Here is a 16,427-nt window from a genome sequence, read left to right on the forward strand (position 1 = left end):
TTATTCAAAAAATATCAACCCAAATCAAACTATATTACAATTTTAAGTACTTTAACTTTCACAAAACTCAGGGCAACCTATTTTAGGCAATGACATGAGTACGAATACCTAATAATCTTTGGGCTTCAATTTTTATATGGTTATTCTTTTGTAAATTCCCTAAAGAGTGATTCGAAGAACAGCCAAATTTTATACCTATAAATTGAATTCTACCCAATGTTCAATTCTTCGTACAGTTGTAATTATGAATTTTTTTGAAAGATTTGTAAACGAATGAAGCATTCGTTTTAGCTACTTTTCTTTCTTTTTCTTCATGGTAATGACAATACTTTTCAAGATTTTTAAGATTTCTAAAGCTTCTGAATAAATTGATTGAAAAGCACTTTCGCTCAAGTATTCACTTTCCTTCAGTAATTCCAACCAGTAAAGCGTTTCGTCACATTCTTTTTGTGCAATACTTAATTTATGAATAAAGTCTGCTTCTGATTCAGCATTATGAGCTTCTCTCACATTTGCTCCTATCGAAGTACTTGCTTTTAGGAACTGCTTTGAAATGACAAATTCCTTATGATTATCTGTTAAATATTTATAAACTTTGACAGATCTTACAGCAAACTGAAAAGACTTTATTTTGATTACACTTTCTTTCTTTAGTTCCATGATATTCAAATTGATAGATTATGAGCCATTTATATTAAAGATAAAATCTTATTAAATTTGAGCAAAACAAGACTCTATTTTAAAATTCATAACTCATAATTCATATCTACCTAAATATCCACCGGTTTATCCAATCCTCCTACTTTACCTTTTGCCATTTCAGCGAATGGGTTAGTTAAGCCCCAAGCGTCGTTTGGATTGTCTTTTAAGTAATGTACATCTGGCCCGTGGTCTGGTGCGAAAACTAATCTTGCACAAGCATAAATTTCTAATAACACGCCCGTGTGTGGCTCCATGATATAGAAGAAAAATCCTTCATCGGCTTTGTGACGAGTAGGCGCTCCCCAAACACTTTTATACCCTTTTTCCGTGAACCAATCTAAAGCCAATAATACTTCTTCACGACTGTCAAGATTATAACAAAGATGGTTTACAACACCTTGACCAGGTTCTAAATTCGGGTCGGAGAAAATCGCAATATCATGCGAAAGATTCCCCAAAGTCCACAAGCCACCGATTGGAGGAATATTATCTTCTAAACGAATTTCGTCAGGATTTTTAAAGCCCATTGCTTGCCAGAAAGCTTTCTCTTTGGCATATTGGAATTTAGCAACCAAGTAAGTAAAGTGGTCAATTCTACGTGGATTCGCCCCTTTTCTACGATTACTTGCATATCTATCAGCGTAAATACTACCTTTTTCGCCCGTTTCTCTCAACCATGTTACATCCCAAAAAACCTCGTGTTTATGTCCGTCTGGCGACTGAAATTTAAAAGCTTTTCCTCTTCCTAAATCAGCTTCCAACCAACCTCGCCCTGCACCGATACTTTCTAAGTAAGCAACACAATCGTCAAATGCTTCTGCACTGTCAGCTCTCCAACCGATACCACCCAAGCCTTTTACATCCGAACGAGTAATTTTAAGCGTATGAAAAAAATAATCACCCCAAGCTCTTAAATAAACAGAGTTTTCATCTTCGCCAGTTTTGTCCATCCCGACAATATCTGTGTAGAATCGAACAGTTTCTTCCAAGTTTGTACTGAGCAATTCAACATAAGCCAATTGCGATAAATAATGCGGATTCTTTGCCATTCTAATATTTGTATTATTTTAATATTTTTTGTTAAAATTACTTAATGATAGCTTACATTTATGAATCAAAAACAGGCTAATCGCATTCAAAATCAATCATTTTATGCAAAAGCACCGCCATCAACAGGCAAAGCATGACCCGTCATAAAACTGGCTTCGTCTGAACACAACCACATTGCCACATCTGCTACTTCCGAAGGCTGTCCCATGCGTTTCATTGCTTGGTAATTTTTAGCTGCTTCCAAGGCTTCGGGGTTATAAGCCAACTTCCTTCTACCTTCCATAATCATCGGCGTTTCGATGGCAGTTGGACAAATAGCGTTGATTCTGATGTTTTTTGTAGCATATTCGATAGCTGCTGTTTTTACTAAGCCCACTACTCCGTGCTTAGAAGTAGCATAAGGAGAATTGTTCGGCTGACCACGTAAACCTGCTGCCGAGGCAATCGAAACGATGTTTCCACCTCCTTGTTTTAGCATTTCTTCTAATAAAAATTTGATACAATACCACGTACCAATGAGGTTTACATGGATTTGATTCAACCATTCATCTTCGGGATATTCGTGCGTTGGCAAGGAAAGTCGTCCAGCAATCCCTGCTGAAAGTACAGCACAATCAATTCGACCAAACTTTTCAATTGACTGATTGATAAGGCTTTGTGCTTCTGCTCTTTCCGCAATATTACATTTTACAAAAATGGCTTCCGCTCCCTGTGCTACAAGTTCAGAAACAGTAGCCATCCCTGCCGTTTCGTTGACATCCGATACAATCACTTTTGCCCCTGATTCAGCAAAAGCCACAGCCGTTGCTTTACCAATACCCGAAGAAGCCCCAGTGACCAAGCATACTTTATTTTGAAATTTTTTCATCTTAATTTCCATCGCTAATCGTTGTTCCTCCATCCACAATAATATTTTGCCCCGTCATAAATCCACCTGCTTTTGAAGCCAGAAGAAGAGCAACGCCTGCTACTTCTTCCACTTTCCCAATCCTTCTCAAAGGAGTAAGCAAAGTTCTTTTTTCAATCACTTCATTATTGGAAGTAAGCGGTTTGGCAAAAGTAGTATCAATTACTCCTGGCGAAATGGCATTTACTCTGATATTATCAGGACCAAATTCTACGGCAAGATTACGAGCCAATTGAGCTAATCCGGCTTTTGAAATGCCATACATTCCCAAAGATTTATTACCCCGAACACCCGCAATACTTGCCAGAAAAATGATTGAACCCTCTTTGCGTTGTTGCATCTGAGGAATCACCAACTTACTTAGATAAATGGTACTTTGTAAGTTGATTTGCATGGTTTTTTCAAAAATGTCTGCACTCATTTCTAAAAAAGATCCAGCAAATGCAACACCTACGCAACTCACCAAAATATCTATTTTGCTAAACTTTATTATCGTTTGTTCAAAAAGAAAATCTATTTCTGCTTTCACTGCAACATCGCATGGAATAGCGATTGCTCTAATATTTCTTTGTAAAAAATCCTCACAAGTATCTTCGCAAGCCTTTTTGTCGTTGCTCGAAATGATAACAGTAGCCCCATGTAAACCCAAGAGTTCGGCAATGGCTCTGCCCATTCCACTGCTCGAACCTGTGACAAGGGCTACTTTTCCTTTTAAATCAAATAAATCTTTCATCGCCAGTGAATCATTTTTTGTCCAGCTACTGGACTTTGGAAATAAGGTACTCTTGTTCCACGCAAACTTCCTAAATACACCGTTTTCATATCTTTTCCTCCGAAACTCAAACTCGCCATCCACGGACAGAGTGTCCCTTGTACCGAAGCCAATATTTCACCCGTCAAAGTTCTGTTTTCGTAATGTTCAAAAAGTACTTTTTTTGTTTCAGGATTACTGTCGTCCAGCAAAATCAATTCTTCACCTTCTGGCGTAATCGCCGCTAATTGGTCTGTAAAAATCAAGGTTGTCCAAAGATTTCCATAAGTATCAAAAGCAAAACCATCTGGGAAGCCGCTCAACCGGGCATATACTTCTCTTCCGTACAAATCCCCATTTTCTTTCACTCTTAATCTTGAAATTTGGTGAGCCGTACTTTCTACCACATACAACCATTCTTCGGCATCATCAAAACGGATTTCGTTTGTTCCACAAAAACCTTCGGCAACAATTCTTACGCCTTTTTCATCTATTAAAGCTATGTAACCATCTGTCACTCTGCTATTTAATTGTTCAGTCCACGGATTTGTACGGGTGGTTACTGTAAACCAAATTCTTCCTTTTGAATCTCTGAGTGGGAAATTGGCTTTTCCCAAAGGTTTTCCATCAATCTCTGTTATCAGCGTCGTGAGCTTTCCTTCGGCTGTCATCATTTCAATATGGTCTGTCCCCCAATTGGCAATGATAAAATTACCTTTAACATCAAAACACAAACCGTTTGGTAATGAACCTTGAGCCTGAACGTAACGACTGTTGTAGGATTGTAGATTTTGGATTTCCGATTTTGGATTTGTTAGATTTGACAACTTTTTAAAAGTTGTCAAATCATCCGATTCTTTAAATGGCGTAATTAATGCTTGGCTTCCGTCAGGATTTATTTTCATTACTCCGCCTCGGGCATCAGCCGTCCAAACTGTACCGTTTGGCTCGGTCAGGATACATTCTGGACGTTGAAGTTCATGTCCAAGAAATTGAATCTCTTCACGGTTAACCTTCCAGTTTTTAATCGGATTTATATTTCTATGTTGAATATACATTAATAAATATTCTAATAATTTATACAACAAAACTACGTTAGGATAATAATTTTTGTTAATCAAAATAAAGCCAATAGTATTCAATAACAATACATTTTAACTAATTTAAGATTTTTTAGTACATTTCTATATTCAACTTGTTTCGAATTTACCTAGATTAAGGATTTCAGAAAAATTGACTTGAAAAAATTGAAGACACAAAAAAATGCTGTCAGAATTATCTCCAACAGCATTTCACACTATTAACCTACTATTATCCTATATTTTTGATTGAAAAATGCTGTACAAAAGGCGGGTTTTCAAAGAATGGACCAATCAAAGCACGCCATTCCGTGAATAATTCCGAAGTTCTAAAACCAACGGTATGGTCTTCAAGCGTTTGCCAATAAATCATTAACGCATAACGATTGTGCTGTTCGATACAATGTTGAACATCAATCTTTTGAAAACCTCTCGACTGACTAATTACTTGTATTGCTCTGGCTAAATTTGCTTCAAATTCAGCATTGTTATCAGCCTTAATATCAATTGTTGCGAGTTCTAAAATCATATTCTAAATAAGAGTGATTGGTAAAAAGTGATTGGTGATTATGATTTTAACTGTCTAATTATCAAATACTTACCAAAAAACATCGATTGAATTGTATTCGTTGTTTAACTAAAATTCATATTTCATAACTCATAATTACAAAAGCCTTCCTCCATCCACAGGAATAATACTTCCCGTAGTAAAAGTAAGATGAGTCGTTAAAACAAAAACCGTATTGGCCACATCTTCGGCAATCGCCAAACGCCCCAAAGGCGTTTTGTCGATTTGCATTTTCAAATATTGTGGGTCAATATTTTTAGTATATTCACCCAAAACCCAACCCGGAGAAACCGAAACAACCCGTATGTTAGGTGCTAAAGCACGAGCTAATGAACGAGTAATGCTATCAATTGCCGCTTTGGAGGCACAATAAGCAACATTACTTCCAACGCCTGAAATCGCAGCTACCGAAGAAATATTCACTACCAAAGCATCTTTACTTTTCAATAACAAAGCTTTGCAAGCTCGAATCATAGCAAAAGTACCACGAACATTGATTTCAAAAATTCGGTCAATCCATTCATCACTAAGTCCATCTAAATCGTCATGAGCTACGGGAGTTGTAATGCCTGCATTGTTTACCAAAACATCTAATTTCCCATACTCACTTTCAATGAAAGAAGACAATTCCGACAAACGTTTGGCATCATTCACAGGAGCATGAAAAACTGAATGCCCCTCTCCTACCAGCGAATTACAAAGCTTTTCAGCCTTTTCAAGATTTCCGTTATAAGTAATAATAACAGCATAACCAGCCTCAGCAAATTTTCTACAAATTGCCGAACCAATACCTCCTGCTCCACCTGTTACTAAAACTGTTTTATTATTTGTCATTGAAATATGTAATGATTGTTAATCTTGTTAATGCACTATCATCTGATTGCTGGACGTTTTTTTTCACAGAGCTTTTATTGAGTTTCACAGAGTATCTTTTCAATATTTCTCTGTGAAGCTCTTTGTATTCTCTGTGTTCCTCTGTGTCATTTATAAGATTGCCAACAGACAAAATTTCAACATCCGAAATCCGATTTCCAAAATCATTTCCCGTATCTTCTTACTCTTAAATCGGCTTGCTCTTGGTGTCCTGCAAAGTTTTCAATGGCACATAATCTTGAGCAATATTCGCCAATTAAAGCACTGGCTTCATCTGTCTTGATTTCTTGATAAGTACAAGTTTTCAAGAATTTTCCAACCCACAAACCGCCTGTATAACGAGCTGCTTCTTTGGTTGGTAAAGTATGGTTTGTACCGATTACTTTATCACCAAAAGCTACGTTGGTTCTTGCTCCTAAAAACAAACCGCCGTAATTGGTCATTTTTTCCAAAAACTCACGAGGATTTTCCGTCATTACTTGTACGTGTTCGCTGGCAATGCGGTCTGCTTCTGCAATTAATTCTTCTACGGTATCTACCAAAATTACTTGTCCGTAATCTCTCCAAGAAACACTCGCAATATCAGCCGTTGACAATACTTTTAATTGCTTTTGTATTTCTTCTTCGATTCCTAAAGCGATTGATTTACTACTTGTTAAAAGTACCGCTGGAGAAGTTGGTCCATGTTCTGCTTGTCCTAAAAGGTCTGTGGCACACATTTCTACGTCACAAGTATCGTCGGCAATTACTAAAGTTTCTGTCGGCCCAGCGAATAAATCAATCCCTACTTTTCCAAATAATTGTCGCTTCGCTTCGGCAACATAAGCATTTCCCGGACCAACCAACATATCTACTGAAGCTACGGTTTCAGTTCCCAAAGCCATCATCGCAATGGCTTGAACACCGCCCAATAAATACATTTCATCAGCACCAGCCAAGTACATTGCGGCAATGGTTGCTTTCGGAATTTCGCCGTTGATGGGTGGTGTACAAGCAATTACTCTTTTTACGCCTGCGACTTTTGCCGTCAGGACGCTCATGTGTGCCGACGCAACCATTGGGTAACGACCACCCGGCACATAACAACCTACTGAATTTACAGGAATATTTTTGTGTCCCAAGAAAACCCCTGGCAAGGTTTCTACTTCAACATCCTTGATGGCTTCACGTTGAATTTGGGCAAAATTTCTGATTTGCGTTTGAGCAAATTTGATGTCATTAATTACTTGTTCGGGCAAACTCGCCACAATTGCTTCTGCTTCTTCAGCACTTACTCTAAACTTTTCAGGCGACCATTTATCCAATTTTTCTGAATATTCTCTCACGGCTTTATCACCATTCTGAGCCACATTTTCCAACATGGATTCTACCAAAGCACGTACTTTTAAGTCGGCTTCTTTGCTTTCGGCATAAGTAATGCCTTTCTTAATTTGCTGTATCATTCTATTATTTCTTTCAAATTGATTGAAAGTAGATTGTTTAGGGATAATTCTTCAATAAAAACCTTTTCTTTCTCCTGTTTTTAATACAACAAATTTATGGTTAAATTATATTTTAGTGTTATTCAAAAAGAAGCCAATATTGTTCAAAATCAATACAATTCTGTATGAATCTAAAATAATTATACAGAATTGTATTCATTAGGTTTTTTATCTTGCACAAAACGATTATTTGTTCGTTTGAGCGTCCACTACCGAAATCGCAATCATATTCACGATTTCACGAGTTGTACTTCCCAGTTGAAGCACATGAACTGGCTTTTTGAGTCCGAGTAAAACGGGGCCAATTTTCTCAATATCAGCCACTTCTTTTACTAAATTATAGGCAATGTTAGAAGCAGAAAGATTAGGGAAAAGTAAAATATTTGCTCCGCCATTGACCAAATCACAGAAAGGATGATTTTCTTTCAACAATTCTGTATCAAAAGGTAAATGTGCCTGCATTTCGCCATCAACAATCATTTCTGGATGTTTCGCTTTCAACATGGCCACCGCTTTTCGCATTTTAATGGCATCTTCGCCATCAGCACTACCAAAATTTGAATAAGTTAGTAAAGCGATTCTCGGTTTGATATTGAATTTCTCTACTTCTTTCGCCGTCAATTCCGCAATTTCTACAATTTCTTCTGCTGTCGGATTAAAATTCACAGTGGTATCCGCCAAGAATAATGGACCAAAACGACTCATTAAAATATACATTCCTGATACTTTTTTTACGCCAGCTTGTTTGCCAATCACTTGCAAAGCTGGTCGAACAGTATCAGGATAATTACGAGTAGTTCCGCCAATCATGGCTTCGGCTTCGCCAGCTTCTACCATCATCGAACCGAAGTAATTTCTTCTACGAATCGCATCAAAAGCCTCGGCTTTGTTGAAGCCTTTTCGCTGACGTTTGGCAAAAAGTAATTCTCCGTAATTTTCAAGTCTTGCTTTTTCGGCTTCTTCTTGCGGTAACATCGGGTCAATTATGGCTACATCGCTTAAATTCAGTAAATTATCTTGAATCAATTGTTTGATTTTCGATACATTTCCCAGCAAAATTGGCGTAGCAATTCCGTCCTCTTTTACTTGTTGAGCCGCTTTTAAAACTGCCAAATTCTCTGCATCAGCCAATACCACTCGCTTAGGATTTTGCTTGGCTTTATTGATAATTACTTTGGTTAAAGTATTATCCAAGCCCAAACGTTTTGATAATTGTGTTTCATAAGCGTCCCAGTCAGTAATTGGGAATTTTGCCACACCCGAATCCATCGCTGCTTTTGCCACGGCTGGGGCAACCGTTGTTAATAAACGTGGGTCAACAGGCTTAGGAATGATGTACTCTTTGCCAAAAACCAAATTGTCTTTGCCATAAGCCATATTCACCATGTCGGGAACAGGTTTTTTCGCCAAAGCCGCCAAAGCCTTCACGGCTGCCAATTTCATTTCTTCGTTGATTACTTTTGAACGAACGTCTAAAGCACCTCTGAAAATATAAGGAAAACCCAATACGTTATTTACTTGATTGGGATAATCACTTCTACCTGTTGCAAAAATAATATCTTCACGAGCAGCTATTGCCTCATGATATGGAATTTCTGGCGTTGGGTTTGCCATTGCAAAGACAATACAGTCTTTTTCCATCGGTTTTATCATTTCTTGTGTCAAAACATTGCCTTTCGACAAGCCTACAAAAACGTCTGCTCCAACCAAAGCTTCTGTTAGAGTAATTTCAGCAGGAAAGTTTCCGTTAGCAAACTCCTTTTTCTTTCCGTCTAAATTGGTTCTACTCGGATGAATCAATCCTTTTGAATCGAACATCAAAATATTTTCTTTGCTCGCTCCCAAACTGACGTACAATCTTGTACAAGAACTTGCCGATGCACCCGCTCCGTTGACGATAATTTTTACTTTGGCAATATCTTTTCCAACCAATTCCAAAGCATTCAACAAAGCGGCGGCTGAGATAATTGCCGTACCGTGTTGGTCGTCGTGCATGACTGGAATGTCCATTTCCGCTTTCAGACGTTCTTCAATTTCAAAACATTCTGGTGCTGAAATGTCTTCTAAATTTACGCCTCCGAAAGTTGGTTCTAATAATTTAACGGTTCTGACAAACTCATCTACGTTTTTGGTATTGATTTCTAAATCAAAGACGTCAATATCAGCATAAATTTTAAAGAGTAAGCCTTTGCCTTCCATCACGGGTTTACTTGCTCCTGCTCCGATGTCGCCTAAACCTAAAACTGCCGTTCCGTTTGAAATTACGGCAACCAAGTTTCCTTTGGCGGTGTACTTGTAAATATCTTCTGGGTTTTCAGCAATCGCCAAACAAGGCTCGGCTACGCCCGGAGAATAAGCTAAGGTTAAATCTCTTTGTGTGGCTGTTTCTTTAGAAGGAATTACTTCAATTTTGCCAGGGCGACCTTTGGCATGATAATGAAGTGCTTCTTCTTTTAAGGTTTTGTTGGTGGTCATTGTAGTTTAATTTATAAGCAGTGAGCTTTGAGCTATGTGTCTTGAGTTTAATAATCATGGTAGAAAAAAGCTCAAAGCTCATCGCTCACAGCTAAAAGCTCCTATTTTCTTTAATTATTTTTTGATACTCGTAAAAACTTTGTTTTGGCGTGCGTTCTTGCGTGGCGAAATCTACGTAAATCAAGCCCAGTCGTTTGGTGTAACCTGAAACCCATTCAAAATTGTCCCAGCCGCTCCAAACGGTGTAGCCAAAGAGATTTACGCCTTCTTTTTTAGCTTTCAAAGCCCATTCTACATGGCGTTTGATATAATCAGTTCTCAATGGGTCATTGATTTTTCCGTTTACTTTTACGTCTTCCGATACAAAACCAGTCCCGTTTTCTGTAATAATCACTTGTGGATTGCCATAATCATTTTTTAAACGCATTAACATTTTGTATAAATACTCTGGTCTGACAGGCCCAACATTTGATTTTACTTCATCAGGATTATTGTCTAACCATTTCAAAGACATGGCAGAATCTTCGCCTTTTACAATGGCAGGAGCGTAAAAATTAATGCCTAAAAAATCTGGTTTATTTGCTCCAATAAATGCCATTTCTTCGGTACTTGGCTTAAAGCTTGGATTATATTTCGCCAAAGAATCTAATGCTACTTTTGGATATTTACCTTTGTAAAGTGGATCTAAAAACAATCCATTTATCAAAACATCCTGAAAATCAGCCGCTTTTTGGTCTGCTACTTTTTTCTCGTCCCACGGAGCAGCAGGATTTACATTCAATACAATCCCAATTTGTCCTTTCAGTTTTAAATCATGGTAAAGTTTTATCACTCTGGCATTGGCAATCAACTGGCGATGAGCTTTTTGCATTTGGCTCATATAATATTCTTTTTCTGGCAATTTATTATTTTGAGCATTCAGCATATTTTCTACCAGAAAAAACTCAATATAAGGTTCGTTGAAAGTAATGAAATTTTTAATTTTCTTTCCAAAACGGTTAATCACCACAGAAGCATAATTATAATACCAATTTTCCATCTCAGGATTTCCCCAACCGCCTTTTTGTAATAAAACCGCAGGATAGTCGAAGTGATAAATCGTTACCAAAGGCTCAATACCAGCAGCGAGTAAATCATCAAAAAGTTGGTCGTAATGAGCCAAAGCCTTTTCATTTACCGCTCCTACTCCATCTGGAATAATCCGTGACCAATCCAAAGACATCCGATAAGCATTTACGCCCAACTCTTTCATCAATTGAATATCTTTCAGATACTGCGTGCGGTCGTACATATTAATTGCCACATTTCCCGTTTGTTTTTCGCCAATCGTAAATTGTGTAATACCTACTTTGTTGGTTAGAAAATCCCATTTAGATTCTCCTTTTCCGTCCACTTGATAATTGCCATCTACTTGATAAGCGGCAGTAGCTACTCCCCATAAAAAGGGTTGTTTCTTTTGTGCATTCACAAAATGTACTGCCAAACAGAGCAATAAAATAAGTTTTTTGTTCATCATGATTGATAATTTTTAATTGAAAATTGATTGTGATTGATTAAGTAAGGACAAGGCAAAGCCAAGGTGACATCCGTTGAAAGACTCACAATTGACTTCGTTTTTACGATAAAATTTTAAATACTTGTAATAAAGATTTGTATATTTTGGGACTCAAAACGGGTTTGTTTTGAGTCCTTTTTTATTTCAATTAATAACTAATTCCTTCGCCAAACTTAAATAAAGCATAGCCTTTGGGTTTCAAATAACCCGGTACATCCGATTGATTTTCAGCAACTACTTTTTCAGAAACAGGCGTTGTAAAAGGCATTTTACCTGTTGGGTTGAAAGCCCCAGTCACAACGTCAATTAAAGCTTCGCTTGTTGTGCCAAAAGTCGCTAAAACTGATTTTAGATTACCCCCTCCTATTTCGTCAATCACCCAAGGATTTGTAAAATTGATGGCTACAATCGTTGGTTTTGCTTGAATAATTTCGTTGACATGAGCAACATCAATTTTATTTTTCGATAAACTCAATTCAATAGGCTTGCCTTGTGAACTAAACAAACTTCCACCATTCGGAATCAACCAAAGTAACACCACATCCGCTTCTTCTTTACTTCCTACAAACTCAATATTGGCATGCTGAATATTGGGTTTATTGACAGTAATAGGATTTTTGGTTCTTCCATTATCGTAATAAGTTTCAAAATATACTTTCGTTGGATTCGCCGATTTTTTAGCAATTGGCAAAAGTTTGTCCTCATTACGCAACAATACAATTGATTTTCTTAATGCTAAATCGCCTTTTTTCTGAAAATCAGAATTGCCAACCGTCTTTACTGCTGCCTCTACGTCCACATAAGGGTTTTCAAATAAACCCAATTGAAATTTTTCACGAAGTAAACGAGTAATTGATTCATTGATTCTTTCTTCCGAAACCAAGCCTTTTTTCACTGTCTCCAACAACAACGAAGGGTCGGCACTTCCTGAAAAAATATCTACTCCTGCATTAATTGCTTTTTGGTAACGTTCCAAAATTGTCAGATTTTCAACGCCCCAAGGCATCATGTCAATCGGCCCAGTATCTGAATTGATAATTCCTTTAAAGCCCAATTGCTTTCTTAGTAAATCTTGAATAATAGCTTTGTTATAAGAAAAACCTACTTCTTCAAATTCTTTGCCTTTTGGAGCAGAGTAATAAGGCATAATAGAAGAAGTACCTGCCGCAATTGCCGCTTTGAAAGGTTTTAAATGATATTCAAACATTCCACCCGGATAATGTGCATTTTTTCCCCAATCGAAGTGCGAATCTTGCCCTCCTACTTGTGGCCCGCCACCCGGAAAGTGCTTGGTTGTCATTGCTACCGAGTTTTTACCCAATTTTGTACCTTGGAAACCCAATACAATTTCACGAATCATGTCGGAAGTTAAATCTGCATTTTCGCCAAAAGTACCTTCAATTCTTTGCCAACGTGGTTCAGTCGATAAATCTGCCATGTACATATAGCCTTTGCGTAAACCAACTGCCGACCATTCTTTTCCAGCAATTTCTGCAAATTCACGAGTAAGTTTTAAATCACGCATGGCGGCTAAACCTAATTCTCCGGGCCATTTCGAGAAAACCGTTGTACCAACACTCAAACCAATGGAAGCATCAACAGTAACATGGTTTCTTGGATTGGAAGCGATAACCGCTGGAATGCCCAAACGTGAACTTTCGCATAAAGCTTGCAAATTATTCGACCACTCAGCCATGATTTTTGCACTGGTATTGGCTCTTAAAATAAAGTGACGCAACTGGAAATTCATGATTCCTTTGGTCGTTCCAGCTGCCGACATCGTTGGCACGGGTAGAGGTTTACGAGTAAACATATTGATGGGTTGCATCAAATCTTCCTCGTTGAATCCACTTGAGATTTCAGCTTTTGGAGCATTCGGTTGGAAAGAATAATCTCCCGCCAAACGAGTAGTACTGATAATCATAAACCCGATTTTCTCTTCTAAAGTCATTTGGTTCACCAAATCCTTTACTCTTACGTCAATTGGTAAACGCCAATCTTCGTACTGGTCTAATTTACCGTTTTTGTTTAAATCTTTAAATTCAAAATTCTTGACTTTCAGCGTAGCAATACTTCGCTTTCCGAGTGTAGGTTGAACTAATTTTTGAGCATTTAAACTTAATGTTAGTAATACTTGGAGTAATAAAATAGCGCCGAATCTTAAACAAGTTCTCATATTTTACATTGGTTTTTTAAAAACAATCAATTTTTTGGAAATACCTTTCTAATTATCTATAACCTTGAAAATAAGTTTAATTAGTAAAAAGGATTATTTCACAAAGCCATACAGAATAAGATTATACTTATTTTTTCTCGAAAAAATCATATTAAATACTTTCATAGATTTATCATTATCTAAAAGTTATTAATCGTTTGTCTTTCAATAAATTGACAAAAATAGAAGACCTAAAAATAGTTGAGAAATACTTAACAAAACCTCGTACCCCCAACCCCTTCTCCTGTAGAGAAGGGGAGCCGTTGGAGAGAAATTATTATTGATTATCAAATACTTATAACCTGTGTATAAACAGTAACTCCTGCTGAGAAGGAGTTTTTTAGCTCCGAAAACTCCCCTCTCAGCAGGAGAGGGGTTGGGGTGAGGCGACCGACGCTCGGTTAATAACCTAATGTTTATTTACTTAAATCTAGTCGTTCTAGCGTCTTTGATGACACCTTTCCAGTTCAAGCCAAAACCAAAATCATACAAGTTTCCTGCTGAATCTTTGTGTGGTTTCATATCGTAAGGTACGTCTTCTGCTTGTTTCTCAACCGTTGCCATATCAGCAGGCATTTGCATAGGTAAAAGCGCCGAAGGCTCTGATTTTCCTGAAATAATATCCAAAAGTGCTTGGTCTTGTACGCCAAAGTTCACCAAAATAGCCGAAGCGGATTGTTCAATTTCAGAGAAAACCATTGGATTTGAAGTATTTACCGATACAATCACAGGCTTATTTTTCATTTTACTTTTGGTATCTACTACCAATTGAGCATCCGTAATATTGGCTGTTTTAGCTGTTTTATTTTTGTAGCCACGGTTAGTAAAGTTTTCCATTGGATCACCACCAGCAATACTTTTTTCACGTGCTTCCGTAGCTGTATAATCGTTATACTGCAAGCTGATTGGAATATATCCATTTCCTCCGTTTTTCAAATCATCTTTATCGTAGCCCATCGTTGCTGTTGGATTTTGAATAAATACTACAGCAAAATCAGCTTCATCAGCATTATCCGTTACGTTGAAATACTTTTTCACCAAGTCTAAACTTACAGGATAATCCGTCGAAGCGGGACTTTCCATGCCTAAGAAATTACGGCTTGCTGGCGTATAACGCTTAGGTATATACACCGTTTTTTTCGTTGTAATTGGTAAAGTTTGACTTTGGTTTTTCAAGAGTACCACAGATTTCAATTGAGTTTCATAACCGGCTTTCATAAATTCAGGTTTTCCAACAATCGCTTTTGTTTCTTCTGGAATCAAATATGGATTTTCAAAAACACCTACTCTAAAAATATTACGCAACAAACGAACGGCTGATTGTTCCATTCTTGCTCTCATTTTTGCCTCTCCATGTTCTTTTACGCCCATTTGATAAGCGTCAATCACAGGTTTAGCATCGTTGTTTCCACCAAATTGGTCAACACCAGCCATTAATATTTTGTAGTGACGCTCTGCAAGCGAAAGGTTTTCAACTCCCCAAGATTTTCCATCAATAAAAACATCCATCGCTTTGTGGTCGCCAGTAACTAACCAGTCCGTACAAACTACACCATCGTATTTATATTTTGTCCTTAATAAATCGCTGATGATATACTTGTTGTAATTATTCGCAACGTTTTCACCATTCTTTTTATCTTGATTCCAAGAAATCGTATAATAAGGCATCACAGCCGAAGCCATCAATGTTTTACCTTTTAATTTGAAAGCCCCATTGATAAAAGGAATCATGTGAGCATCAAAATTATTGCCCGGATAAACGGCATACTTACCATTTGCATAGTGAGCATCACGTCCTGCTTCGCCAGAACCACCGCCCGGCCAGTGTTTCACCATCGCATTTACACTACCAAAACCCCAACCACTGTTGCTTGAATTTTTACCTAAAGAAGTTTGGAAACCATCACAATAAGCTTGTGCCATCGCTGCTGATAACAAAGGGCTTTCGCCAAAAGTACCGTTGAATCTTGCCCAACGTGGTTCAGTCGCAATATCTACTTGTGGCGAAAGTGCCGTAGTGATACCCAAAGCACGATACTCTGCGGCTGCTACTTCACCAAATTTTTGCACGACCGAAGCATCAAAAGTAGCGGCTAAACCTAATGAACTTGGCCACATCGAAATTTCTCCACCTGAAGCCGCATCATATTCAGCTCTTGCCTTTGTACCATGACGTGGATCGGTACTGTTATTGGCAGGAATTCCAGCTCCTACACTTTCGCAATATGCTTGTAATTTATTATTCCATTCTGCTGCAATTTCTGGACTTTGCACCGTTGTAATCAACACGTGACGAAGATTATCATCTTTCAAAAACTTCTTTTGCTGGTCTGTTAAATCACTTGGATCAACTTCACCAGCTTTAAAAGGCTTACCATTATAAGTACCCGCAAAATAGCCACCCGCACGTGCAGGAATAGATTGATGAGCCGAATACAACATCAAACCAGCAATTTCTTCTATGCTGAGTTTAGTGGCTAAATCTTTTGCTCGTACTTCATAAGGCAAACGCCAATCTTCAAACTTATCAAGCTTTCCGTTTTTGTTTAAATCCTTAAAAGCCAAACCATTGACTGTTAATATTTTAACACCAGAAGTAGGCGAATAGCCCAATGTTTGTCCTCCTTGATTTTGAATAAGGCTAAATGTGCCTTTCGAGGTTTCGCTCCATTTTTTTTGAGCAACAACCGACATCGAAGCACAAAGCAATACAGCTGAAGTAAAAAAAGATATTTTCATTGTAAGTAATTAGGATAATGTTAAGTATTAAA

Annotated in this window: 12 protein-coding genes; all 12 read right to left on the reverse strand. The window is 37.7% G+C overall.

Features of this window, described 5'->3' with window-relative positions; translation table 11 throughout:
- Positions 1–291: 291 nt before the first annotated feature.
- Entirely contained in the window at positions 292–660 is a 369-nt protein-coding gene (locus ABID42_RS03440) for a four helix bundle protein (protein WP_367282439.1), read from the reverse strand.
- Between the two features lie 110 nt (positions 661–770).
- Positions 771–1,751, reverse strand: coding sequence for a VOC family protein (locus tag ABID42_RS03445; RefSeq protein WP_367282440.1), 981 nt, complete (start codon positions 1,749–1,751; stop codon positions 771–773).
- 101 nt (positions 1,752–1,852) lie between these two features.
- Positions 1,853–2,653: an SDR family NAD(P)-dependent oxidoreductase gene (locus tag ABID42_RS03450; protein WP_367282441.1), complete on the reverse strand. Its 801-nt coding sequence runs from the start codon at positions 2,651–2,653 to the stop codon at positions 1,853–1,855.
- Positions 2,622–3,392 (reverse strand): SDR family NAD(P)-dependent oxidoreductase, encoded by a 771-nt coding sequence (locus ABID42_RS03455; protein ID WP_367282442.1) that lies wholly within the window; start codon positions 3,390–3,392, stop codon positions 2,622–2,624. Before ABID42_RS03455 ends, ABID42_RS03450 begins: the two co-directional genes overlap by 32 nt.
- Positions 3,389–4,552, reverse strand: a complete 1,164-nt coding sequence (locus ABID42_RS03460) for an SMP-30/gluconolactonase/LRE family protein (protein WP_367282443.1) — start codon at positions 4,550–4,552, stop codon at positions 3,389–3,391. Before ABID42_RS03460 ends, ABID42_RS03455 begins: the two co-directional genes overlap by 4 nt.
- Before the next feature lie 169 nt (positions 4,553–4,721).
- Positions 4,722–5,018: an antibiotic biosynthesis monooxygenase family protein gene (locus ABID42_RS03465; RefSeq protein WP_367282444.1), complete on the reverse strand. Its 297-nt coding sequence runs from the start codon at positions 5,016–5,018 to the stop codon at positions 4,722–4,724.
- A 135-nt stretch (positions 5,019–5,153) separates the two neighbouring features.
- The gene (locus ABID42_RS03470) at positions 5,154–5,891 is read right to left on the reverse strand and encodes an SDR family NAD(P)-dependent oxidoreductase (protein WP_367282445.1); all 738 of its coding nucleotides are present in this window, start codon (positions 5,889–5,891) and stop codon (positions 5,154–5,156) included.
- Between the two features lie 203 nt (positions 5,892–6,094).
- A complete protein-coding gene (gene hisD / locus ABID42_RS03475) occupies positions 6,095–7,372 on the reverse strand; it encodes a histidinol dehydrogenase (protein WP_367282446.1) in 1,278 nt (425 codons plus the stop codon).
- Between the two features lie 225 nt (positions 7,373–7,597).
- Positions 7,598–9,886 carry an NADP-dependent malic enzyme gene (locus ABID42_RS03480; RefSeq protein ID WP_367282447.1) on the reverse strand — a complete coding sequence of 763 codons (2,289 nt, stop codon included), beginning with the start codon at positions 9,884–9,886 and terminating at the stop codon, positions 7,598–7,600.
- Positions 9,887–9,977: 91 nt separating this feature from the next.
- Positions 9,978–11,402 carry a glycoside hydrolase family 1 protein gene (locus ABID42_RS03485; RefSeq protein WP_367282448.1) on the reverse strand — a complete coding sequence of 475 codons (1,425 nt, stop codon included), beginning with the start codon at positions 11,400–11,402 and terminating at the stop codon, positions 9,978–9,980.
- Positions 11,403–11,589: 187 nt separating this feature from the next.
- Positions 11,590–13,617, reverse strand: coding sequence for a glycoside hydrolase family 3 protein (locus ABID42_RS03490; protein WP_367282449.1), 2,028 nt, complete (start codon positions 13,615–13,617; stop codon positions 11,590–11,592).
- Positions 13,618–14,076: 459 nt separating this feature from the next.
- Positions 14,077–16,395, reverse strand: coding sequence for a glycoside hydrolase family 3 protein (locus ABID42_RS03495; protein WP_367282450.1), 2,319 nt, complete (start codon positions 16,393–16,395; stop codon positions 14,077–14,079).
- Between the last annotated feature and the right edge of the window lie 32 nt (positions 16,396–16,427).

The organism is Arcicella rosea (genome assembly GCF_040543805.1).
Classification (GTDB): Bacteria; Bacteroidota; Bacteroidia; order Cytophagales; family Spirosomataceae; genus Arcicella; species Arcicella rosea.

Excerpts from the sequence above, each read along its gene's own strand:
- ABID42_RS03440 (WP_367282439.1), bottom strand. The coding sequence starts at position 660 with ATGGAACTAAAGAAAGAAAGTGTAATCAAAATAAAGTCTTTTCAGTTT.
- ABID42_RS03445 (WP_367282440.1), bottom strand. The coding sequence starts at position 1,751 with ATGGCAAAGAATCCGCATTATTTATCGCAATTGGCTTATGTTGAATTG.
- ABID42_RS03450 (WP_367282441.1), bottom strand. The coding sequence starts at position 2,653 with ATGGAGGAACAACGATTAGCGATGGAAATTAAGATGAAAAAATTTCAA.
- ABID42_RS03455 (WP_367282442.1), bottom strand. The coding sequence starts at position 3,392 with ATGAAAGATTTATTTGATTTAAAAGGAAAAGTAGCCCTTGTCACAGGT.
- ABID42_RS03465 (WP_367282444.1), bottom strand. The coding sequence starts at position 5,018 with ATGATTTTAGAACTCGCAACAATTGATATTAAGGCTGATAACAATGCT.
- ABID42_RS03470 (WP_367282445.1), bottom strand. The coding sequence starts at position 5,891 with ATGACAAATAATAAAACAGTTTTAGTAACAGGTGGAGCAGGAGGTATT.
- hisD (WP_367282446.1), bottom strand. The coding sequence starts at position 7,372 with ATGATACAGCAAATTAAGAAAGGCATTACTTATGCCGAAAGCAAAGAA.
- ABID42_RS03480 (WP_367282447.1), bottom strand. The coding sequence starts at position 9,886 with ATGACCACCAACAAAACCTTAAAAGAAGAAGCACTTCATTATCATGCC.
- ABID42_RS03485 (WP_367282448.1), bottom strand. The coding sequence starts at position 11,402 with ATGATGAACAAAAAACTTATTTTATTGCTCTGTTTGGCAGTACATTTT.
- ABID42_RS03490 (WP_367282449.1), bottom strand. The coding sequence starts at position 13,617 with ATGAGAACTTGTTTAAGATTCGGCGCTATTTTATTACTCCAAGTATTA.
- ABID42_RS03495 (WP_367282450.1), bottom strand. The coding sequence starts at position 16,395 with ATGAAAATATCTTTTTTTACTTCAGCTGTATTGCTTTGTGCTTCGATG.